The 22,422-nt window shown below is 51.0% G+C and carries 14 protein-coding genes, 4 tRNA genes, 2 rRNA genes and 1 pseudogene; 17 read left to right on the top strand and 4 right to left on the bottom strand.

Going from position 1 to position 22,422, the window contains the following annotated elements; genetic code table 11:
• The first annotated feature begins 124 nt into the window (after positions 1 to 124).
• From IB222_RS21990 to birA, 4 genes are all read left to right on the top strand, one after another.
• A 23S ribosomal RNA gene (locus IB222_RS21990) occupies positions 125 to 3,032 on the top strand.
• A gap of 97 nt (positions 3,033 to 3,129) precedes the next feature.
• Positions 3,130 to 3,245, top strand: a 5S ribosomal RNA gene (gene rrf, locus IB222_RS21985).
• 264 nt (positions 3,246 to 3,509) lie between these two features.
• The gene (gene murB, locus IB222_RS21980; RefSeq protein ID WP_048237125.1) at positions 3,510 to 4,538 is read left to right on the top strand and encodes a UDP-N-acetylmuramate dehydrogenase; all 1,029 of its coding nucleotides are present in this window, start codon (positions 3,510 to 3,512) and stop codon (positions 4,536 to 4,538) included.
• Positions 4,535 to 5,497, top strand: a complete 963-nt coding sequence (gene birA, locus IB222_RS21975) for a bifunctional biotin--[acetyl-CoA-carboxylase] ligase/biotin operon repressor BirA (protein ID WP_003826969.1) — start codon at positions 4,535 to 4,537, stop codon at positions 5,495 to 5,497. Before murB ends, birA begins: the two co-directional genes overlap by 4 nt.
• Positions 5,498 to 5,529: 32 nt before the next feature.
• Here birA and coaA read toward each other — a convergent pair whose 3' ends face one another.
• Positions 5,530 to 6,480, bottom strand: coding sequence for a type I pantothenate kinase (gene coaA / locus IB222_RS21970; RefSeq protein WP_003031107.1), 951 nt, complete (start codon positions 6,478 to 6,480; stop codon positions 5,530 to 5,532).
• 302 nt (positions 6,481 to 6,782) lie between these two features.
• A pseudogene (locus tag IB222_RS21965) lies at positions 6,783 to 6,851 on the bottom strand (hypothetical protein); the annotation flags it as partial.
• Between the two features lie 19 nt (positions 6,852 to 6,870).
• Here IB222_RS21965 and IB222_RS21960 point away from each other — a divergent pair.
• From IB222_RS21960 to rpoC, 13 genes are all read left to right on the top strand, one after another.
• Positions 6,871 to 6,946 (top strand) — tRNA-Thr (locus IB222_RS21960).
• 8 nt (positions 6,947 to 6,954) lie between these two features.
• Positions 6,955 to 7,039 (top strand) — tRNA-Tyr (locus tag IB222_RS21955).
• 114 nt (positions 7,040 to 7,153) lie between these two features.
• Positions 7,154 to 7,228, top strand: a tRNA-Gly gene (locus tag IB222_RS21950).
• Positions 7,229 to 7,233: 5 nt separating this feature from the next.
• Positions 7,234 to 7,309 (top strand) — tRNA-Thr (locus IB222_RS21945).
• A gap of 118 nt (positions 7,310 to 7,427) precedes the next feature.
• Complete coding sequence (tuf, locus tag IB222_RS21940) at positions 7,428 to 8,612, top strand: elongation factor Tu (RefSeq protein ID WP_003031109.1); 1,185 nt, start codon at positions 7,428 to 7,430, stop codon at positions 8,610 to 8,612.
• 230 nt (positions 8,613 to 8,842) lie between these two features.
• Positions 8,843 to 9,226: a preprotein translocase subunit SecE gene (gene secE / locus IB222_RS21935; RefSeq protein ID WP_003033128.1), complete on the top strand. Its 384-nt coding sequence runs from the start codon at positions 8,843 to 8,845 to the stop codon at positions 9,224 to 9,226.
• Between the two features lies 1 nt (position 9,227).
• On the top strand, positions 9,228 to 9,773 hold the full coding sequence (gene nusG, locus IB222_RS21930; RefSeq protein WP_003033125.1) for a transcription termination/antitermination protein NusG: 546 nt from the start codon (positions 9,228 to 9,230) through the stop codon (positions 9,771 to 9,773).
• A gap of 154 nt (positions 9,774 to 9,927) precedes the next feature.
• Positions 9,928 to 10,356, top strand: a complete 429-nt coding sequence (gene rplK, locus IB222_RS21925) for a 50S ribosomal protein L11 (protein WP_003033122.1) — start codon at positions 9,928 to 9,930, stop codon at positions 10,354 to 10,356.
• Positions 10,357 to 10,359: 3 nt separating this feature from the next.
• Complete coding sequence (gene rplA, locus IB222_RS21920; RefSeq protein ID WP_003033119.1) at positions 10,360 to 11,067, top strand: 50S ribosomal protein L1; 708 nt, start codon at positions 10,360 to 10,362, stop codon at positions 11,065 to 11,067.
• Positions 11,068 to 11,481: 414 nt separating this feature from the next.
• A complete protein-coding gene (gene rplJ / locus IB222_RS21915) occupies positions 11,482 to 11,979 on the top strand; it encodes a 50S ribosomal protein L10 (protein WP_001207203.1) in 498 nt (165 codons plus the stop codon).
• Between the two features lie 66 nt (positions 11,980 to 12,045).
• Entirely contained in the window at positions 12,046 to 12,411 is a 366-nt protein-coding gene (rplL, locus tag IB222_RS21910; RefSeq protein ID WP_003033114.1) for a 50S ribosomal protein L7/L12, read from the top strand.
• Between the two features lie 320 nt (positions 12,412 to 12,731).
• Entirely contained in the window at positions 12,732 to 16,760 is a 4,029-nt protein-coding gene (rpoB, locus tag IB222_RS21905; protein WP_003033111.1) for a DNA-directed RNA polymerase subunit beta, read from the top strand.
• A 76-nt stretch (positions 16,761 to 16,836) separates the two neighbouring features.
• Entirely contained in the window at positions 16,837 to 21,060 is a 4,224-nt protein-coding gene (rpoC, locus tag IB222_RS21900) for a DNA-directed RNA polymerase subunit beta' (protein ID WP_003826919.1), read from the top strand.
• A gap of 102 nt (positions 21,061 to 21,162) precedes the next feature.
• Here rpoC and IB222_RS21895 read toward each other — a convergent pair whose 3' ends face one another.
• Both IB222_RS21895 and IB222_RS21890 read right to left on the bottom strand, forming a co-directional pair.
• Complete coding sequence (locus IB222_RS21895; RefSeq protein ID WP_003826916.1) at positions 21,163 to 21,480, bottom strand: PTS lactose/cellobiose transporter subunit IIA; 318 nt, start codon at positions 21,478 to 21,480, stop codon at positions 21,163 to 21,165.
• Between the two features lie 4 nt (positions 21,481 to 21,484).
• Positions 21,485 to 21,790 carry a PTS sugar transporter subunit IIB gene (locus IB222_RS21890; protein ID WP_003033102.1) on the bottom strand — a complete coding sequence of 102 codons (306 nt, stop codon included), beginning with the start codon at positions 21,788 to 21,790 and terminating at the stop codon, positions 21,485 to 21,487.
• Between the last annotated feature and the right edge of the window lie 632 nt (positions 21,791 to 22,422).

Raw genomic sequence — 22,422 nt, 5'->3', positions numbered from 1 at the left:
AGCTGAAAATTGAAACGACACACTGTTTCATTTCTCCGTAATAAGAAATGAAAAGCGGTGTGTTCGAGTCTCTCAAATTTTTGCAAACCGATGATGAATCGAAAGAAACATCTTCGGGTTGTGAGGTTAAGCGACTAAGCGTACACGGTGGATGCCCTGGCAGTCAGAGGCGATGAAGGACGTGCTAATCTGCGATAAGCGTCGGTAAGGTGATATGAACCGTTATAACCGGCGATTTCCGAATGGGGAAACCCAGTGTGATTCGTCACACTATCATTACGTGAATACATAGCGTAATGAAGCGAACCGGGGGAACTGAAACATCTAAGTACCCCGAGGAAAAGAAATCAACCGAGATTCCCCCAGTAGCGGCGAGCGAACGGGGAGCAGCCCAGAGTCTGAATCAGCATGTGTGTTAGTGGAAGCGTCTGGAAAGTCGCACGATACAGGGTGAAAGTCCCGTACACAAAAGTGCATGTGTTGTGAACTCGAAGAGTAGGGCGGGACACGTGGTATCCTGTCTGAATATGGGGGGACCATCCTCCAAGGCTAAATACTCCTGACTGACCGATAGTGAACCAGTACCGTGAGGGAAAGGCGAAAAGAACCCCGGCGAGGGGAGTGAAAAAGAACCTGAAACCGTGTACGTACAAGCAGTGGGAGCACCCTTTGGGGTGTGACTGCGTACCTTTTGTATAATGGGTCAGCGACTTATATTCTGTAGCAAGGTTAACCGAATAGGGGAGCCGAAGGGAAACCGAGTCTTAACTGGGCGTTAAGTTGCAGGGTATAGACCCGAAACCCGGTGATCTAGCCATGGGCAGGTTGAAGGTTGGGTAACACTAACTGGAGGACCGAACCGACTAATGTTGAAAAATTAGCGGATGACTTGTGGCTGGGGGTGAAAGGCCAATCAAACCGGGAGATAGCTGGTTCTCCCCGAAAGCTATTTAGGTAGCGCCTCGTGAATTCATCTTCGGGGGTAGAGCACTGTTTCGGCTAGGGGGTCATCCCGACTTACCAACCCGATGCAAACTGCGAATACCGAAGAATGTTATCACGGGAGACACACGGCGGGTGCTAACGTCCGTCGTGAAGAGGGAAACAACCCAGACCGCCAGCTAAGGTCCCAAAGTCATGGTTAAGTGGGAAACGATGTGGGAAGGCACAGACAGCCAGGATGTTGGCTTAGAAGCAGCCATCATTTAAAGAAAGCGTAATAGCTCACTGGTCGAGTCGGCCTGCGCGGAAGATGTAACGGGGCTAAACCATGCACCGAAGCTGCGGCAGCGACACTATGTGTTGTTGGGTAGGGGAGCGTTCTGTAAGCCGTTGAAGGTGTACTGTGAGGTATGCTGGAGGTATCAGAAGTGCGAATGCTGACATAAGTAACGATAATGCGGGTGAAAAACCCGCACGCCGGAAGACCAAGGGTTCCTGTCCAACGTTAATCGGGGCAGGGTGAGTCGACCCCTAAGGCGAGGCCGAAAGGCGTAGTCGATGGGAAACAGGTTAATATTCCTGTACTTGGTGTTACTGCGAAGGGGGGACGGAGAAGGCTATGTTAGCCGGGCGACGGTTGTCCCGGTTTAAGCATGTAGGCGGGAAGTTTAGGTAAATCCGGACTTCTTTTAACGCTGAGGTGTGATGACGAGGCACTACGGTGCTGAAGTAACAAATGCCCTGCTTCCAGGAAAAGCCTCTAAGCATCAGGTAACACGAAATCGTACCCCAAACCGACACAGGTGGTCAGGTAGAGAATACCAAGGCGCTTGAGAGAACTCGGGTGAAGGAACTAGGCAAAATGGTGCCGTAACTTCGGGAGAAGGCACGCTGATATGTAGGTGAAGTGGTTTACCCATGGAGCTGAAATCAGTCGAAGATACCAGCTGGCTGCAACTGTTTATTAAAAACACAGCACTGTGCAAACACGAAAGTGGACGTATACGGTGTGACGCCTGCCCGGTGCCGGAAGGTTAATTGATGGGGTTATCCGTAAGGAGAAGCTCTTGATCGAAGCCCCGGTAAACGGCGGCCGTAACTATAACGGTCCTAAGGTAGCGAAATTCCTTGTCGGGTAAGTTCCGACCTGCACGAATGGCGTAATGATGGCCAGGCTGTCTCCACCCGAGACTCAGTGAAATTGAACTCGCTGTGAAGATGCAGTGTACCCGCGGCAAGACGGAAAGACCCCGTGAACCTTTACTATAGCTTGACACTGAACACTGGTCCTTGATGTGTAGGATAGGTGGGAGGCTTTGAAGTGTGGACGCCAGTCTGCATGGAGCCATCCTTGAAATACCACCCTTTAATGGCTGGTGTTCTAACGTAGACCCGTGATCCGGGTTGCGGACAGTGTCTGGTGGGTAGTTTGACTGGGGCGGTCTCCTCCTAAAGAGTAACGGAGGAGCACGAAGGTTAGCTAATCCTGGTCGGACATCAGGAGGTTAGTGCAAAGGCATAAGCTAGCTTGACTGCGAGAGTGACGGCTCGAGCAGGTGCGAAAGCAGGTCTTAGTGATCCGGTGGTTCTGAATGGAAGGGCCATCGCTCAACGGATAAAAGGTACTCCGGGGATAACAGGCTGATACCGCCCAAGAGTTCATATCGACGGCGGTGTTTGGCACCTCGATGTCGGCTCATCACATCCTGGGGCTGAAGTAGGTCCCAAGGGTATGGCTGTTCGCCATTTAAAGTGGTACGCGAGCTGGGTTTAGAACGTCGTGAGACAGTTCGGTCCCTATCTGCCGTGGGCGCTGGAGAATTGAGGGGGGCTGCTCCTAGTACGAGAGGACCGGAGTGGACGCATCACTGGTGTTCGGGTTGTCATGCCAATGGCATTGCCCGGTAGCTAAATGCGGAAGAGATAAGTGCTGAAAGCATCTAAGCACGAAACTTGCCCCGAGATGAGTTCTCCCTGACTCCTTGAGAGTCCTGAAGGAACGTTGAAGACGACGACGTTGATAGGTCGGGTGTGTAAGTGTAGCGATACATTGAGCTAACCGATACTAATGAACCGTGAGGCTTAACCTTACAACGCCGAAGATGTTTTGGCGAAAGAAAGACATCGATTTCAGCCTGATTACAGATGACATCGACATGCTAAAAGCGTGTTGATAAACAGAATTTGCCTGGCGGCTGTAGCGCGGTGGTCCCACCTGACCCCATGCCGAACTCAGAAGTGAAACGCCGTAGCGCCGATGGTAGTGTGGGGTCTCCCCATGCGAGAGTAGGGAACTGCCAGGCATCAATTAAAGTGAAGAAGCCCATCCTGCCGGATGGGCTTCTTTGCGTCTGTGCGGGATGAAAACCGCCGGATGCGGCGTGCCGCCTTATCCGGCCTGCAGGGGCTGGGCTGAACGTATTTTGTAGGCCTGATAAGCGCAGCGCATCAGGCACATCACATCGCAGCACCATCGGGTGCAAAGCAATATCCAAAACCTCCATAACACAAGCCATCCTGCGGCATATGCGGTAAACTAGGCGCGATTTTGCATCAGGAAAGCGTCTATGAATCACTCCCTTAAAGCCTGGAACACCTTCGGTATCGATCAGCAAACGAATGAACTTGTCTGCGCCGAAAATGAACAACAATTGCTGAATGCCTGGCAATCAGCCAATGCATCGCATCATCCAGTACTGATCCTGGGCGAAGGGAGTAACGTCCTGTTTCTTGATACCTTCCAGGGTACGGTGATCGTCAATCGTATTAAGGGTATTGAGATTACAGAACAACCTGATGCGTGGCATTTGCACGTAGGTGCGGGTGAAAACTGGCATCATCTGGTCCAGCATACGTTGCAGCTTGGTATGCCTGGGCTGGAAAATCTGGCGCTTATCCCAGGCTGCGTGGGTTCATCGCCAATCCAGAATATAGGTGCCTATGGCGTAGAGCTACAGCGCGTCTGCGAATACGTAGACTGCGTTGAGCTGTCGACTGGCAAACATCTGCGTGTTGGTGCAGCAGAATGTCGTTTTGGTTATCGTGACAGCATCTTCAAACATGAATACCAGGATCGCTTCGCAATTATTGCTGTTGGTTTACGCTTGTCTAAACAGTGGCATCCGGTACTGACTTATGGCGATCTGACGCGCCTGGATCCTACAACGGTGACGCCTCAGCAAGTTTTTGATTCTGTCTGCCATATGCGCACGACAAAACTGCCCGATCCGAAAGTAAACGGTAATGCAGGAAGCTTCTTTAAAAACCCGGTTGTCACCGCAGAGATTGCGCAGGAGCTCCTGGCAAAATTCCCAACAGCACCTCATTACCCGCAGGCTGATGGCTCTGTGAAACTGGCAGCAGGCTGGCTTATCGATCAGTGTCAGCTAAAAGGCATGCGCATTGGTGGCGCAGCGGTACATCAGCAGCAGGCACTGGTGCTAATCAATGCAGACAATGCGACGAGTCAGGATGTGGTGCAACTTGCACATCATGTACGTCAAAAAGTCGGTGAGAAATTTAATGTCTGGCTCGAACCAGAGGTCCGGTTTATTGGCCCGCAGGGTGAAATGAATGCTGTGGAGATCATTGCATGAAGGATAATACCGTCCCTCTGACGCTTATTTCATTACTCGCTGACGGCGAATTTCATTCCGGTGAGCAGCTCGGTGAAAAGTTGGGAATGAGCCGTGCCGCAATCAATAAGCATGTCCAGACGTTACGCGACTGGGGGGTTGATGTCTTTACTGTTCCAGGTAAAGGATACAGCTTACCGGAGCCTATCCAACTATTAGATGCTTCACTTATTCATTCTCAACTGGATGGTGGAAATATCACAGTCCTGCCGGTTATCGACTCAACCAATCAGTACCTGATGGACCGAATAGGTCAACTGGAGTCAGGGGATGCCTGTGTCGCTGAATATCAGCAAGCCGGGCGCGGCCGCCGTGGTCGCAAATGGTTTTCACCGTTTGGTGCCAACCTGTACCTTTCAATGTTCTGGCGGTTGGAACAAGGACCGGCTGCCGCGATTGGCCTGAGTCTGGTTATTGGTATCGTCATGGCTGAGGTTTTACGCGATCTGGGCGCAGAGAAGGTACGTGTAAAATGGCCCAACGACCTCTATTTGCTCGACCGTAAGCTGGCAGGGATCCTGGTTGAACTGACCGGTAAGACAGGGGATGCCGCGCAGATTGTTATCGGTGCGGGTATTAATATGTCCATGCGCCGGGTTGAAGAAAATGTGGTTAATCAAGGCTGGATTAACCTGCAGGAAGCGGGCATTAACATTGATCGCAATACCCTTGCTGCCCGACTGATACGTGAGTTGCGTGCTGCGTTAGTGCTCTTTGAGCACGAAGGTTTAGCGCCGTATCTGTCTCGCTGGAAGAGACTGGATAACTTTATCGACCGTCCGGTCAAACTTATTATTGGTGATAAAGAAATATTTGGCATCTCACGTGGAATAGACGCGCAAGGTGCATTATTGCTTGAACAAAATGGCGAGATCAAACCCTGGATGGGTGGAGAAATATCGCTAAGAAGCGCTGAGTAATAAGAAGGGGAGCTGTTACTCCCCTTCTTTATTTATTTTCTCAACCTGACTTGCTCAACGGCATGATTGGCACTTTTCGTCATGATTAAGCTTGCTCGTTCACGCGTTGGTAATATATTTTGTTTTAAATTCAGCCAGTTAATCTCTTTCCATAACGATGTGGCGGTGTTGATAGCCTCATCTTCTGATAATTTTGCATAGTTATGGAAATAAGAGTCCGGGTTGGTAAACGCCCCTTCACGGAATTTCAGGAAACGGTTGATATACCACGTCTGGAGTAATTCTTCTGGCGCATCAACATAAATAGAAAAGTCGACAAAGTCAGAAACAAATACATGATGCGGATCGTGAGGATAGTCCATCCCGCTTTGTAATACATTTAGCCCTTCGAGTATTAATATGTCGGGCTGGGCAACGGTTTTGTCGCCATCAGGGATCACATCATAGATGAGATGGGAATAGACCGGCGCCGTGACGTTAGGTACGCCTGATTTCAGATCGGAAACGAATTTAACCAAGCGATGCATATCATAGGACTGGGGGAAGCCTTTCTTCTTCATCAGTCCACGATCTTTCAATACCTGGTTAGGGTGGAGAAAGCCATCGGTAGTAATCAACTCGACCTTGCGATGCTCGGGCCAGCGACTGAGCAAAGCCTGCAAAACACGCGCAGTCGTACTTTTACCGACGGCGACGCTGCCAGCAATGCTAATAATATAAGGAATACGCTCGCCATTCGTGCCTAAAAATTGCTCCAGCACGGCCTGACGTCGCAGGTTCGAACTGATGTAAAAGTTTAGCAAACGCGAGAGAGGCAAATAAATCTCGGCAACTTCTTCCAGCGATAAGTCTTCGTTAATGCCTTTAAGACGAGCAATCTCTTCCTCGGTCAGGGTCATCGGCACGGAATCACGAAGCGCAGCCCACTGGTTGCGATCAAACTGTAGGTAAGGCGACGTTAACGCTTGCTCTTTTATACTCATACGCATGGTCTGGCTGTCATTGCTATATCAGGTCTGCGGTAAAAAACGAAATCATCCCCGGTACGCAATGGCACGCACATTTCAGTTAATTTGGACAATGGGCAGGAGGGTAACACCAGATGGGGGGGAATAATAAGAAAAAATCATCCTCTGAAATGCAATGTGACGAGTATTCCAGATGTATAAAGATGTGCTTTCTCTCTATCAAAGCGTACCTGCCGGAGCAAAATTCCTCTCTGAGGAGGCACCTGGCGTTGGAAATTTGTTCAACCCAAAGAGGAAATAGATTATTTATCGGTCGTATAGTGCAAAATGTGAGCGATAGAACATTTTATGCAATTTTTTAGTTGCATGAGTGCGCATGTCTCCATAAAATGCGCGCTACTTGATGCCGACTTAGCTCAGTAGGTAGAGCAACTGACTTGTAATCAGTAGGTCACCAGTTCGATTCCGGTAGTCGGCACCATCAAGTCCGGTGGGGTTCCCGAGCGGCCAAAGGGAGCAGACTGTAAATCTGCCGTCACAGACTTCGAAGGTTCGAATCCTTCCCCCACCACCACTTTCTGGCAGCGTTATCGCCGCCTGAGTTGATTAAAAAATTAATCAGCTCGAACAGAAAAGAGAGAGATCTCTTTTTTGTTGCAGAAAGAACTGGGTAGCCGAGTTTCAGGATGCGGGCATCGTATAATGGCTATTACCTCAGCCTTCCAAGCTGATGATGCGGGTTCGATTCCCGCTGCCCGCTCCAGACGTGCTGATATGGCTCAGTTGGTAGAGCGCACCCTTGGTAAGGGTGAGGTCCCCAGTTCGACTCTGGGTATCAGCACCACTTCACTTCTCCTTCCCGTTTCTCTCTGTTTACTTTTAAAAGCATTCAACAGCTCAGGTATATTGCCTGGTTGATGTGGTGATATCACCGATTTATCCGTGTCTTAGAGGGACAATCGATGTCTAAAGAAAAATTTGAACGTACTAAACCGCACGTTAACGTCGGTACTATCGGCCACGTTGACCATGGTAAAACAACGCTGACCGCTGCAATCACTACCGTTCTGGCTAAAACCTACGGCGGTGCTGCTCGCGCATTCGACCAGATCGATAACGCGCCGGAAGAAAAAGCTCGTGGTATCACCATCAACACTTCTCACGTTGAATATGACACCCCGACTCGCCACTACGCACACGTAGACTGCCCGGGCCACGCCGACTATGTTAAAAACATGATCACCGGTGCTGCGCAGATGGACGGCGCGATCCTGGTTGTTGCTGCGACTGACGGCCCGATGCCGCAGACTCGTGAGCACATCCTGCTGGGTCGTCAGGTAGGTGTTCCGTACATCATCGTGTTCCTGAATAAATGCGACATGGTTGATGACGAAGAGCTGCTGGAACTGGTAGAAATGGAAGTTCGTGAACTTCTGTCTCAGTACGATTTCCCGGGCGACGACACTCCGATCGTTCGTGGTTCTGCTCTGAAAGCGCTGGAAGGCGAAGCAGAGTGGGAAGCGAAAATCATCGAACTGGCTGGCTTCCTGGATTCTTACATCCCAGAACCAGAGCGTGCGATTGACAAGCCGTTCCTGCTGCCTATCGAAGACGTATTCTCCATCTCCGGTCGTGGTACCGTTGTTACCGGTCGTGTAGAGCGCGGTATCATCAAAGTTGGTGAAGAAGTTGAAATCGTTGGTATCAAAGAGACTGCTAAGTCTACCTGTACTGGCGTTGAAATGTTCCGCAAACTGCTGGACGAAGGCCGTGCTGGTGAGAACGTTGGTGTTCTGCTGCGTGGTATCAAACGTGAAGAAATCGAACGTGGTCAGGTACTGGCTAAGCCGGGCTCTATCAAGCCGCACACCAAGTTCGAATCTGAAGTGTACATTCTGTCCAAAGACGAAGGCGGCCGTCATACTCCGTTCTTCAAAGGCTACCGTCCGCAGTTCTACTTCCGTACTACTGACGTGACTGGTACCATCGAACTGCCGGAAGGCGTAGAGATGGTAATGCCGGGCGACAACATCAAAATGGTTGTTACCCTGATCCACCCAATCGCGATGGACGACGGTCTGCGTTTCGCAATCCGTGAAGGCGGCCGTACTGTTGGTGCGGGCGTTGTTGCCAAAGTAATGAGCTAATTGCCGAATAACATTTGACGCAATGCGCAATAAAAGGGCATCATTTGATGCCCTTTTTGCACGCTTTCACACCAGAACCTGGCTCATCAGTGATTTTTTTTGTCATAATCATTGCTGAGACAGGCTCTGAAGAGGGCGTTTAGTCCGAAACGCACCAGAGCATTTCGGTTTGGATCGCCTCGCTTACGCGGGGTGAAAATGTTTGTAGAATACTTCTGACAGGTTGGTTTATGAGTGCGAATACCGAAGCTCAAGGAAGCGGGCGCGGCCTGGAAGCGATGAAGTGGGTTGTTGTCGCTGTATTGCTGCTTGTAGCTATCGTTGGCAACTACCTCTATCGTGACATGATGCTGCCGCTGCGTGCGCTGGCCGTAGTGATTCTGATTGCCGCAGCGGGTGGTGTCGCGCTGTTGACAACAAAAGGTAAAGCGACCGTTGCTTTTGCCCGTGAAGCGAGAACCGAAGTCCGTAAGGTCATTTGGCCAACTCGCCAGGAAACATTGCACACCACATTAATTGTGGCTGCGGTTACCGCAGTAATGTCACTGATCCTGTGGGGACTGGATGGTATTCTGGTTCGCCTGGTATCCTTTATCACTGGCCTGAGGTTCTAAGATGTCTGAAGCCCCTAAAAAGCGCTGGTACGTCGTTCAGGCGTTTTCCGGTTTTGAAGGCCGCGTAGCCACGTCGCTGCGCGAATATATCAAGTTACAAAATATGGAAGAGCTGTTTGGCGAAGTCATGGTGCCGACCGAAGAAGTGGTCGAAATCCGTGGTGGTCAGCGTCGCAAGAGCGAACGTAAATTCTTCCCGGGCTATGTACTGGTCCAGATGGTGATGAATGACGCAAGCTGGCACCTGGTGCGCAGCGTGCCGCGTGTGATGGGCTTTATCGGCGGTACATCTGACCGTCCGGCGCCGATCAGCGACAAAGAAGTTGATGCGATCATGAACCGTCTGCAGCAGGTTGGCGATAAACCACGTCCGAAAACGATGTTTGAGCCAGGTGAAATGGTTCGCGTTAGTGACGGTCCGTTTGCTGACTTTAACGGTGTGGTTGAAGAAGTGGACTACGAGAAGTCCCGCCTGAAAGTCTCTGTTTCTATCTTCGGTCGCGCGACCCCAGTAGAACTGGACTTTGCCCAGGTAGAAAAAGCCTAAACAGCGATCAAAAAAGCGGCGATTTAATCGTTGCACAAGGCGCGAGATTGGAATACAATTTCGCGCCTTTTGTTTTTATGGGCCCTGTCCGTAAAACGAATTTAATCACGGGGAGCCTCCTTGAGGCGCTATAACCCAACTAGAGGAATTTAGAATGGCTAAGAAAGTCCAGGCCTACGTCAAGCTGCAGGTTGCAGCTGGTATGGCTAACCCGAGTCCGCCGGTAGGTCCAGCACTGGGTCAACAAGGCGTGAACATCATGGAATTCTGCAAAGCGTTCAACGCAAAAACTGATTCCATGGAAAAAGGTCTGCCGATCCCGGTTGTTATCACCGTTTACGCTGACCGTTCTTTCACTTTCGTTACCAAAACGCCTCCGGCAGCAGTTCTGCTGAAGAAAGCGGCTGGTATCAAGTCTGGTTCCGGCAAGCCGAACAAAGACAAAGTGGGTAAAATTTCCCGCGCTCAGCTGCAGGAAATCGCGCAGACCAAAGCTGCCGACATGACTGGTTCCGACATTGAAGCGATGACTCGCTCCATTGAAGGTACTGCACGTTCCATGGGCCTGGTAGTGGAGGATTAAGAAATGGCTAAACTGACCAAGCGTATGCGCGTGATCCGTGACAAAGTTGATGCAACTAAACAGTACGACATCAACGAAGCTATTGCTCTGCTGAAAGAGCTGGCCACTGCTAAATTCGTAGAAAGCGTAGACGTTGCCGTTAACCTCGGTATCGACGCTCGTAAATCTGACCAGAACGTACGTGGTGCAACTGTACTGCCGCACGGTACTGGCCGTTCCGTTCGCGTAGCCGTATTTGCCCAGGGCGCAAACGCTGAAGCTGCTAAAGCTGCAGGCGCTGAGCTGGTAGGTATGGAAGATCTGGCTGACCAGATCAAGAAAGGCGAAATGAACTTTGACGTTGTTATTGCTTCCCCGGATGCAATGCGCGTTGTTGGCCAGCTGGGTCAGGTTCTGGGCCCGCGCGGCCTGATGCCAAACCCGAAAGTTGGTACTGTAACCCCTAACGTTGCTGAAGCAGTTAAGAACGCTAAAGCAGGTCAGGTTCGTTACCGTAACGACAAAAACGGCATCATCCACACCACCATCGGTAAAGTGGATTTTGACGCTGACAAACTGAAAGAAAACCTGGAATCTCTGCTGGTTGCGCTGAAAAAAGCGAAACCGACTCAGGCTAAAGGCGTGTACATCAAGAAAGTTAGCATCTCCACCACCATGGGTGCTGGTGTTGCCGTTGATCAGTCCGGTCTGACTGCGACTGTGGCGAACTAATATTCGCCTTTACGTGGGCGGTGATTTTGTCTACAATCTTACCCCCACGTTTCTGCTAATTGCAGACGTATATCCGAGATATTCAGGCTGTGGCAAGGCGACAACTGAGTGAATCGCCAGGAGCATAGTTAACTATGTGACTGGTGTGAACTAAGGCAGTCAACGCCGTCACAGATTGAATAGCGACAGATAGACAAGATTTGTTCGTTGGAGCCTGGCCTATCCAGGCCTCCGTCGAAGACCGCAGGTGTTTCGTAAGAAACTTAATGCCCTGCGTAGACGGTGACAGAACGCTAAGATTATTTCTGATACTCTGGCTTGTTTCTGCTCACCGTATTTAGACGCTCTCTCAGTTGGGGAGAGTGAAGTGAGTTCCGGAACATGAGTTCCGGCAAACATCCAGGAGCAAAGCTAATGGCTTTAAATCTTCAAGACAAACAAGCGATTGTTGCTGAAGTCAGCGAAGTAGCCAAAGGCGCGCTGTCTGCAGTAGTTGCGGATTCCCGTGGCGTAACTGTAGATAAAATGACTGAACTGCGTAAAGCAGGTCGTGAAGCTGGCGTATACATGCGTGTTGTTCGTAACACCCTGCTGCGCCGCGTCGTTGAAGGTACTCAGTTCGAGTGCCTGAAAGACACGTTTGTTGGTCCGACCCTGATTGCATACTCTATGGAACACCCGGGCGCTGCTGCTCGTCTGTTCAAAGAGTTCGCGAAAGCGAATGCAAAATTTGAGGTCAAAGCCGCAGCCTTTGAAGGTGAATTGATCCCGGCATCGCAAATCGATCGCCTGGCAACTCTGCCGACCTACGAAGAAGCAATTGCACGCCTGATGGCAACCATGAAAGAAGCTTCGGCTGGCAAACTGGTTCGTACTCTGGCTGCTGTACGCGATGCGAAAGAAGCTGCTTAATCGCAGTTATCTTTCTCAAGCATCTGCTTACGTATAAACTTATTCTGATTTTCAGGAACAATTTAAATGTCTATCACTAAAGATCAAATCATTGAAGCAGTATCCGCTATGTCCGTAATGGACGTTGTAGAACTGATCTCTGCAATGGAAGAAAAATTCGGTGTTTCCGCTGCTGCTGCTGTAGCTGTAGCTGCTGGCCCGGCTGAAGCTGCTGAAGAAAAAACTGAATTCGACGTAATTCTGAAAGCTGCTGGCGCTAACAAAGTTGCTGTAATCAAAGCAGTACGTGGCGCAACTGGCCTGGGTCTGAAAGAAGCTAAAGACCTGGTAGAATCTGCTCCGGCTGCCCTGAAAGAAGGCATCAGCAAAGACGACGCAGAAGCACTGAAAAAATCTCTGGAAGAAGCTGGCGCTGAAGTTGAAGTTAAATAAGCCAACTTTTCTGGTTGCAGCCTAAGAAATTAGGCTGATGGCTGGTGACTTTTTAGTCACCAGCCTTTTTGCGCTGTAAGGCGCCAGTAGCATTTCACACTGTTTGACTACTGCTGTGCCTTTCAATGCTTGTTTCTATCGACGTCTTAATATACTGCGACAGAGCATCAGTTCTGTGTAAATCGCAATGAAATGGTTTAAGCGTGATAGCAACAGGCATTGCGGAAAGTATTCGATTTTCCGGTCAACAAAATAGTGTTGCACAAACTGTCCCTTCGTCGGACAGATGGGTCGACTTGTCAGCGAGCTGAGGAACCCTAATGGTTTACTCCTATACCGAGAAAAAACGTATTCGTAAGGATTTTGGTAAACGTCCACAAGTGTTGGACATACCTTATCTCCTTTCTATCCAGCTTGACTCGTTTCAGAAGTTCATCGAGCAAGATCCTGAAGGGCAGTATGGTCTGGAAGCAGCTTTCCGTTCCGTTTTCCCGATTCAGAGCTACAGCGGTAATTCCGAGCTGCAATACGTCAGCTACCGCCTTGGCGAACCGGTGTTTGACGTTCAGGAATGTCAGATCCGTGGCGTGACCTATTCCGCACCGCTGCGCGTAAAACTGCGTCTGGTGATCTACGAGCGCGAAGCGCCGGAAGGCACCGTAAAAGATATTAAAGAACAAGAAGTCTACATGGGCGAAATTCCGCTCATGACTGACAACGGTACCTTTGTAATCAATGGTACTGAGCGTGTTATCGTTTCTCAGCTGCACCGTAGTCCTGGCGTCTTCTTTGACTCCGACAAAGGTAAAACCCACTCTTCGGGTAAAGTGCTGTATAACGCGCGCATCATCCCTTACCGTGGTTCCTGGCTGGACTTCGAATTCGATCCGAAGGACAACCTGTTCGTACGTATTGACCGTCGCCGTAAACTGCCTGCGACCATTATTCTGCGTGCACTGAACTACACCACTGAGCAGATCCTTGACCTGTTCTTTGAAAAAGTTGTTTTCGAAATTCGCGACAACAAGCTGCAGATGGAACTGGTGCCGGAACGCCTGCGTGGTGAAACCGCCTCCTTTGACATTGAAGCTAACGGCAAAGTCTACGTCGAAAAAGGCCGTCGCATCACTGCGCGCCACATTCGCCAACTGGAAAAAGACGATATCAAACATATCGAAGTTCCGGTTGAATACATTGCTGGTAAAGTTGCGGCTAAAGACTACGTTGACGAATCTACTGGCGAGCTGATTTGCGCAGCTAACATGGAGCTGAGCCTGGATCTGCTGGCTAAGCTGAGCCAGTCTGGTCACAAGCGTATCGAAACGCTGTTCACTAACGATCTGGACCACGGTCCGTACATTTCTGAAACTGTACGTGTTGACCCAACCAACGATCGTCTGAGCGCACTGGTAGAAATCTACCGCATGATGCGTCCTGGTGAGCCGCCGACTCGTGAAGCTGCTGAAAGCCTGTTCGAGAACCTGTTCTTCTCCGAAGACCGCTATGACCTGTCTGCGGTTGGTCGTATGAAGTTCAACCGTTCTCTGCTGCGCGACGAAATCGAAGGTTCCGGTATCCTGAGCAAAGACGACATCATCGAAGTGATGAAGAAGCTCATCGATATCCGTAACGGTAAAGGCGAAGTCGATGATATCGACCACCTCGGCAACCGTCGTATCCGTTCCGTAGGCGAAATGGCGGAAAACCAGTTCCGCGTTGGCCTGGTACGTGTTGAGCGTGCGGTGAAAGAGCGTCTGTCTCTGGGCGATCTGGATACCCTGATGCCTCAGGATATGATCAACGCCAAGCCGATTTCTGCAGCAGTGAAAGAGTTCTTTGGTTCCAGCCAGCTGTCTCAGTTTATGGACCAGAACAACCCGCTGTCTGAGATTACGCACAAACGTCGTATCTCCGCACTCGGCCCAGGCGGTCTGACCCGTGAACGCGCAGGCTTCGAAGTTCGAGACGTACACCCGACTCATTACGGTCGCGTATGTCCAATCGAAACGCCTGAAGGTCCGAACATCGGTCTGATCAACTCCCTGTCCGTGTATGCACAGACTAACGAATACGGCTTCCTCGAGACTCCGTACCGTAAAGTGACCGACGGTGTTGTAACTGACGAAATTCATTACCTGTCTGCTATCGAAGAAGGCAACTACGTTATCGCTCAGGCGAACTCCAACCTGGATGACGAAGGCCACTTTGTAGAAGATCTGGTTACCTGCCGTAGCAAAGGCGAATCCAGCTTGTTCAGCCGCGACCAGGTTGACTACATGGACGTATCCACCCAGCAGGTGGTATCCGTCGGTGCGTCCCTGATCCCGTTCCTGGAACACGATGACGCCAACCGTGCATTGATGGGTGCGAACATGCAACGTCAGGCGGTTCCGACTCTGCGCGCTGATAAGCCGCTGGTTGGTACCGGTATGGAACGTGCTGTTGCCGTTGACTCCGGTGTTACTGCAGTGGCTAAACGTGGCGGTACTGTTCAGTACGTGGATGCTTCCCGTATCGTTATCAAAGTTAACGAAGACGAGATGTACCCGGGCGAAGCAGGTATCGACATTTATAACCTGACCAAATACACCCGTTCTAACCAGAACACCTGTATCAACCAGATGCCTTGTGTATCTCTGGGCGAGCCGGTTGAACGTGGTGATGTGCTGGCAGACGGTCCGTCCACCGACCTCGGTGAACTGGCGCTGGGTCAGAACATGCGCGTGGCATTCATGCCATGGAATGGTTACAACTTCGAAGACTCCATCCTCGTATCCGAGCGTGTTGTCCAGGAAGACCGTTTCACTACCATCCACATTCAGGAACTGGCATGTGTGTCCCGTGACACCAAGCTGGGGCCAGAAGAGATCACCGCTGACATCCCGAACGTGGGTGAAGCTGCGCTCTCCAAACTGGATGAATCCGGTATCGTTTATATCGGTGCGGAAGTGACCGGTGGCGACATTCTGGTTGGTAAGGTAACGCCGAAAGGTGAAACCCAGCTGACGCCAGAAGAGAAGCTGCTGCGTGCAATCTTCGGTGAGAAAGCGTCTGACGTTAAAGACTCTTCTCTGCGCGTGCCAAACGGTGTTTCCGGTACGATTATCGACGTTCAGGTCTTTACTCGCGATGGCGTAGAAAAAGACAAACGTGCGCTGGAAATCGAAGAGATGCAGCTGAAGCAGGCGAAAAAAGACCTGTCTGAAGAACTGCAGATCCTCGAAGCTGGCCTGTTCAGCCGTATCTACGCTGTGCTGGTTTCCGGTGGTGTTGAAGCTGAGAAGCTCGACAAACTGCCGCGTGACCGCTGGTTAGAACTCGGCCTGACCGACGAAGAGAAACAGAATCAGCTGGAGCAACTGGCTGAGCAGTACGACGAACTGAAACACGAATTCGAGAAAAAACTCGAAGCAAAACGCCGTAAAATCACTCAGGGCGACGATCTGGCACCGGGCGTGCTGAAGATTGTTAAGGTTTATCTGGCGGTTAAACGTCGGATCCAGCCTGGTGATAAGATGGCAGGTCGTCACGGTAACAAGGGTGTAATCTCTAAGATCAACCCGATCGAAGATATGCCACACGATGCTAACGGTACGCCGGTAGATATCGTACTGAACCCGCTGGGCGTACCATCGCGTATGAACATCGGTCAGATCCTTGAAACCCACCTGGGTATGGCTGCAAAAGGTATCGGCGATAAGATCAACGCCATGCTGAAACAGCAGCAGGAAGTCGCGAAACTGCGCGAGTTCATCCAGCGTGCTTACGATCTGGGTTCAGATGTTCGTCAGAAAGTTGACCTGAATACCTTCAGCGATGAAGAAGTTCTGCGTCTGGCTGAAAACCTGAAAAAAGGTATGCCGATCGCAACGCCGGTATTCGACGGTGCGAAAGAGTCTGAAATCAAGGAACTGTTACAGCTGGGTGGCCTGCCGACTTCCGGTCAGATCACACTGTTCGACGGTCGTACCGGTGAGCAGTTCGAGCGCCAGGTTACCGTTGGCTACATGTACATGCTGAAACTGAACCACCTGGTTGATGACAAGATGCATGCGCGTTCTACCGGTTCTTACAGCCTGGTTACTCAGCAGCCGCTGGGTGGTAAGGCGCAGTTCGGTGGTCAGCGCTTCGGGGAGATGGAAGTGTGGGCGCTGGAAGCATATGGCGCAGCATACACCCTGCAGGAAATGCTCACCGTTAAGTCTGATGACGTGAACGGTCGTACTAAGATGTATAAAAACATCGTGGACGGCAACCATCAGATGGAACCAGGCATGCCGGAATCCTTCAACGTACTGTTGAAAGAGATTCGTTCGCTGGGTATCAACATCGAGCTGGAAGACGAGTAACTCTCGATCAAACAGGTCACTGGTGCTGGCGTAACAGCCAGCGCCAGATTGTGCTAACTCCGACGGGAGCAAATCCGTGAAAGATTTATTAAAGTTTCTGAAAGCGCAGACTAAAACCGAAGAGTTTGATGCGATCAAAATTGCTCTGGCCTCGCCAGACATGATCCGTTCATGGTCTTTCGGTGAAGTTAAGAAGCCGGAAACCATCAACTACCGTACGTTCAAACCTGAACGTGACGGCCTTTTCTGCGCCCGTATCTTTGGGCCGGTAAAAGACTACGAGTGCCTGTGCGGTAAGTACAAGCGCCTGAAACACCGTGGTGTGATCTGTGAGAAGTGCGGCGTTGAAGTGACCCAGACTAAAGTACGCCGTGAGCGTATGGGCCACATCGAGCTGGCGTCTCCGACTGCTCATATCTGGTTCCTGAAATCTCTGCCGTCCCGTATCGGTCTGCTGCTTGATATGCCGCTGCGCGATATCGAGCGCGTACTGTACTTCGAATCTTATGTAGTTATCGAAGGCGGTATGACTAACCTGGAACGTCAACAGATCCTGACTGAAGAGCAGTATCTGGACGCGCTGGAAGAATTCGGTGACGAATTCGACGCGAAGATGGGTGCGGAAGCTATCCAGGCTCTGCTGAAAAGCATGGATCTGGAGCAAGAGTGTGAAACTCTGCGCGAAGAGCTGAACGAAACCAACTCTGAAACCAAGCGTAAGAAGCTGACCAAGCGTATCAAACTGCTGGAAGCCTTCGTACAGTCTGGCAACAAGCCAGAGTGGATGATCCTGACCGTTCTGCCGGTTCTGCCGCCAGATTTGCGTCCGCTGGTTCCGCTGGATGGTGGTCGTTTCGCAACGTCGGATCTGAACGATCTGTATCGTCGCGTTATCAACCGTAACAACCGTCTGAAGCGTCTGCTGGATCTGGCTGCGCCGGACATCATCGTACGCAACGAAAAACGTATGCTGCAGGAAGCGGTTGACGCCCTGCTGGATAACGGTCGTCGCGGTCGTGCGATCACCGGTTCTAACAAACGTCCTCTGAAATCTTTGGCCGACATGATCAAAGGTAAGCAGGGTCGTTTCCGTCAGAACCTGCTCGGTAAGCGTGTTGACTACTCCGGTCGTTCTGTAATCACCGTAGGTCCATACCTGCGTCTGCATCAGTGCGGTCTGCCGAAGAAAATGGCACTGGAACTGTTCAAACCGTTCATCTACGGCAAGCTGGAGCTGCGTGGCCTGGCCACCACCATCAAAGCCGCTAAGAAAATGGTTGAGCGTGAAGAAGCTGTCGTTTGGGATATCCTGGACGAAGTTATCCGCGAACACCCGGTACTGCTGAACCGTGCACCAACACTGCACCGTCTGGGTATCCAGGCATTTGAACCGGTACTGATCGAAGGTAAAGCTATCCAGCTGCACCCGCTGGTTTGTGCGGCATATAACGCCGACTTCGATGGTGACCAGATGGCTGTTCACGTACCGCTGACGCTGGAAGCCCAGCTCGAAGCGCGTGCGCTGATGATGTCTACCAACAACATCCTGTCTCCGGCGAACGGCGAACCTATCATCGTTCCGTCTCAGGACGTTGTATTGGGTCTGTACTACATGACCCGTGACTGTGTTAACGCCAAAGGCGAAGGCATGGTGCTGACTGGCCCGAAAGAAGCTGAGCGTATCTATCGCGCAGGTCTGGCCTCTCTGCATGCGCGCGTTAAAGTGCGTATCACCGAATACGAAAAAGATGAAAACGGCGAATTCGTTGCGAAAACCAGCCTGAAAGACACGACCGTTGGCCGTGCCATTCTGTGGATGATCGTACCGAAAGGTCTGCCTTTCTCCATCGTCAACCAGGCGCTGGGCAAGAAAGCTATCTCCAAAATGCTGAACACCTGTTACCGCATTCTGGGCCTGAAGCCGACCGTTATCTTCGCTGACCAGACAATGTACACCGGCTTTGCATATGCAGCGCGTTCAGGTGCATCTGTTGGTATTGATGACATGGTCATCCCAGAGAAGAAACACGAGATCATCTCTGAAGCGGAAGCTGAAGTTGCTGAGATCCAGGAGCAGTTCCAGTCTGGTCTGGTAACCGCAGGCGAACGCTATAACAAAGTTATCGATATCTGGGCTGCGGCGAACGATCGTGTATCCAAAGCGATGATGGATAACCTGCAAACCGAAACCGTTATTAACCGTGACGGCGTAGAAGAGCAGCAGGTTTCCTTCAACAGCATCTACATGATGGCCGACTCCGGTGCGCGTGGTTCTGCAGCACAGATTCGTCAGCTGGCAGGTATGCGTGGTCTGATGGCGAAGCCAGATGGCTCCATCATCGAAACGCCAATCACCGCGAACTTCCGTGAAGGTCTGAACGTACTCCAGTACTTCATCTCTACTCACGGTGCTCGTAAAGGTCTGGCGGATACCGCACTGAAAACAGCGAACTCCGGTTATCTGACTCGTCGTCTGGTTGACGTCGCGCAGGACCTGGTTGTTACTGAAGACGATTGCGGCACTCTGGAAGGCATCACCATGACCCCGGTTATCGAGGGTGGTGACGTTAAAGAGCCGCTGCGCGATCGCGTTCTGGGTCGTGTAACTGCTGAAGACGTTCTGAAGCCGGGTACGGCGGATATTCTGGTTCCACGCAACACGCTGCTGCACGAACAGTGGTGTGATCTGCTGGAAGAGAACTCCGTAGACTCCGTTAAAGTCCGTTCCGTTGTATCTTGTGACACTGACTTTGGTGTATGTGCGCACTGCTATGGTCGTGACCTGGCGCGTGGCCACATCATCAACAAAGGTGAAGCAATCGGCGTTATCGCGGCACAGTCCATCGGTGAACCGGGTACACAGCTGACGATGCGTACGTTCCACATCGGTGGTGCGGCATCTCGTGCGGCTGCTGAATCCAGCATCCAGGTGAAAAACAAAGGTAGCATCCGTCTGAGCAACGCGAAGTCGGTTGTGAACTCCAGCGGTAAACTGGTTATCACCTCACGTAACACCGAACTGAAACTGATCGACGAATTCGGCCGTACCAAAGAAAGCTATAAAGTGCCTTACGGCTCCGTTATGGCGAAAGGTGATGGCGAACAGGTTGCTGGCGGCGAAACCGTAGCAAACTGGGATCCGCACACCATGCCGGTTATCACCGAAGTGAGTGGTTTCGTCCGCTTTACTGACATGATCGACGGCCAGACCATTACTCGTCAGACCGACGAACTGACCGGTCTGTCTTCTCTGGTGGTTCTGGATTCTGCAGAGCGTACTGCGGGTGGTAAAGACCTGCGTCCGGCACTGAAAATTGTTGATGCTCAGGGCAACGACGTTCTGATCCCAGGCACCGATATGCCTGCTCAGTACTTCCTGCCGGGTAAAGCGATTGTTCAGCTGGAAGATGGCGTACAGATCAGCTCTGGTGACACCCTGGCGCGTGTTCCGCAGGAATCCGGCGGTACCAAGGATATCACCGGTGGTCTGCCGCGCGTTGCGGACCTGTTCGAAGCACGTCGTCCGAAAGAGCCGGCAATCCTGGCTGAAATCAGCGGCATCATTTCCTTCGGTAAAGAAACCAAAGGTAAACGTCGTCTGGTTATCACCCCGGTAGACGGTAGCGAACCGTACGAAGAGATGATTCCGAAATGGCGTCAGCTCAACGTGTTCGAAGGTGAACGTGTAGAACGTGGTGACGTGGTTTCCGACGGTCCGGAAGCGCCGCACGATATCCTGCGTCTGCGTGGTGTGCATGCTGTAACTCGTTACATCGTTAACGAAGTTCAGGACGTATACCGTCTGCAGGGTGTTAAGATTAACGATAAACACATCGAAGTTATCGTTCGTCAGATGTTGCGTAAAGCCACCATCGAAAGCGCTGGTAGCTCCGACTTCCTGGAAGGCGAGCAGGTTGAATACTCCCGCGTCAAGATCGCAAACCGCGAGCTGGAAGCGAACGGCAAAGTGGGTGCAACGTTCTCCCGCGATCTGCTGGGTATCACCAAAGCGTCTCTGGCAACCGAGTCCTTCATCTCTGCAGCATCGTTCCAGGAAACCACGCGTGTCCTGACCGAAGCAGCTGTTGCAGGTAAACGTGATGAACTGCGCGGTCTGAAAGAGAACGTCATCGTGGGTCGTCTGATCCCGGCAGGTACTGGTTATGCGTACCACCAGGATCGTATGCGCCGTCGCGCAGCGGGCGAACTGCCAGCTGCACCGCAGGTAACTGCTGAAGATGCGTCTGCCAGCCTGGCAGAACTGTTGAACGCAGGCCTGGGCGGTTCTGACAACGATTAATCGTTGCCGACCATAATAAAAAACCCGCTTCGGCGGGTTTTTTTATGTCTATGTTATTTCTGATGGCGATTATCAGGTCTACGAAACCATCCGGCAGTGTCATTAATTTACCGGTGGTAACCGCCGATAAAGCTCAATCATATCGCCGGCCAGATCCTGAATCACCATGGCATTCATCAGGTGGTCCTGCGAATGGACGGTGATGAGATTAACCGGTAGTTTGCCGGTACCTTCATCAATGCCGATCAGCTGGGTCTGGATTTTATGCGCTTGTTTGACGTACTCGCGTGATTCCGTCATTGCTTGTTCTGCAGCGGAGAAATCACCCTTACGAGCCAGTTGCAGTGCCGTCAGGGCCTGGCTGCGTGCAGCGCCAGCGTTTACCAATAACTCCATGATGATCGTTTCTAACTCTTCCATACCATCACTCCAGTAGTTTCAGCGCCTTATCCAGTACCGCATCGCCTTTCATCATGCCGTAATCCATCATGTCGATAACGGCGACCTTTTTGCCTAGTGGGTCGGCGATCGCCTGTAGCTTGGCCTGTTCATACTTAACCTGTGGACCGAGCAAAACGATATCCGCTGTAGCGATATTCTCTTCAAACTCGGCCACCGGGACGGCTTTGATGGTGACGTCGACGCCTTTTTTCTGGGCGGCATCTTTCATCCTTTGCACCAGCATGCTGGTGGACATTCCGGCGGCACAGCATAAAACGATGTTTTTCATAAGCAGTCTCGATCAACATGTGTGAATTGATAATTATCGCGAGCCAGCTATAGCAACAACTGCTTTGCAACGAATGTGTGCAAGGCATCACAAAGAAAGCCGCTTTTTCTGAAACCGGTTACAAAAAGAGGCAGAACCCTGCGATCTGGACCAGGGCCAGCGGCTTTTTGAATCGCTTATCACATGCTGGAATATATAATTACTGTCAATAAATACATGTTATAAAAAACAGTATTGACAGCGTTTTTTAAACCCGTATGTTAATACTTAACAGCGGAGAAATTGTAGTTTGCTGTTAACGTAGTAAGTGTTAGTAGAGCTTGATTGGGGTTTGCGATAAAGGCCACGAAGTATTTTTTGTATGAGATAGTCGATGCTGAAAACGCTATCTTTTCACTTCGACAATGCTTTCAGGCCACGTAGTTGATATATCTAATCGCAAAAAGTCAGTAAAACGCGACGATGTAACGCCATGATTTTATAGTAAATATTTGTGATTTCTGCTTTTCTGGTTATCACAAGGGAAATAAGGCAACGCATCAAAGAGTATATGTCGCGAGGGGAAGTGTACTTGTTTAGGTCACCAGCCTTGAGTTCTATTATCAAGCGGGTGGAATGTGTTTAACGGTAAA

This window comes from Citrobacter sp. C13 (genome assembly GCF_014596815.2).
In the GTDB taxonomy this organism is placed as follows: Bacteria; Pseudomonadota; Gammaproteobacteria; order Enterobacterales; family Enterobacteriaceae; genus Citrobacter; species Citrobacter portucalensis.
The sequence above is the reverse complement of the archived record's forward strand: the minus strand, read 5'-3'. Positions and strand labels throughout refer to the sequence as shown.

Bases quoted from the DNA above. Each gene is read 5' to 3' on its own strand.
- rpoB (WP_003033111.1), top strand. From the start codon at position 12,732: ATGGTTTACTCCTATACCGAGAAAAAACGTATTCGTAAGGATTTTGGT.
- tuf (WP_003031109.1), top strand. From the start codon at position 7,428: ATGTCTAAAGAAAAATTTGAACGTACTAAACCGCACGTTAACGTCGGT.
- rplJ (WP_001207203.1), top strand. From the start codon at position 11,482: ATGGCTTTAAATCTTCAAGACAAACAAGCGATTGTTGCTGAAGTCAGC.
- rplL (WP_003033114.1), top strand. From the start codon at position 12,046: ATGTCTATCACTAAAGATCAAATCATTGAAGCAGTATCCGCTATGTCC.
- IB222_RS21895 (WP_003826916.1), bottom strand. From the start codon at position 21,480: ATGGAAGAGTTAGAAACGATCATCATGGAGTTATTGGTAAACGCTGGC.
- murB (WP_048237125.1), top strand. From the start codon at position 3,510: ATGAATCACTCCCTTAAAGCCTGGAACACCTTCGGTATCGATCAGCAA.
- nusG (WP_003033125.1), top strand. From the start codon at position 9,228: ATGTCTGAAGCCCCTAAAAAGCGCTGGTACGTCGTTCAGGCGTTTTCC.
- rplA (WP_003033119.1), top strand. From the start codon at position 10,360: ATGGCTAAACTGACCAAGCGTATGCGCGTGATCCGTGACAAAGTTGAT.
- secE (WP_003033128.1), top strand. From the start codon at position 8,843: ATGAGTGCGAATACCGAAGCTCAAGGAAGCGGGCGCGGCCTGGAAGCG.
- coaA (WP_003031107.1), bottom strand. From the start codon at position 6,480: ATGAGTATAAAAGAGCAAGCGTTAACGTCGCCTTACCTACAGTTTGAT.
- IB222_RS21890 (WP_003033102.1), bottom strand. From the start codon at position 21,790: ATGAAAAACATCGTTTTATGCTGTGCCGCCGGAATGTCCACCAGCATG.
- birA (WP_003826969.1), top strand. From the start codon at position 4,535: ATGAAGGATAATACCGTCCCTCTGACGCTTATTTCATTACTCGCTGAC.
- rplK (WP_003033122.1), top strand. From the start codon at position 9,928: ATGGCTAAGAAAGTCCAGGCCTACGTCAAGCTGCAGGTTGCAGCTGGT.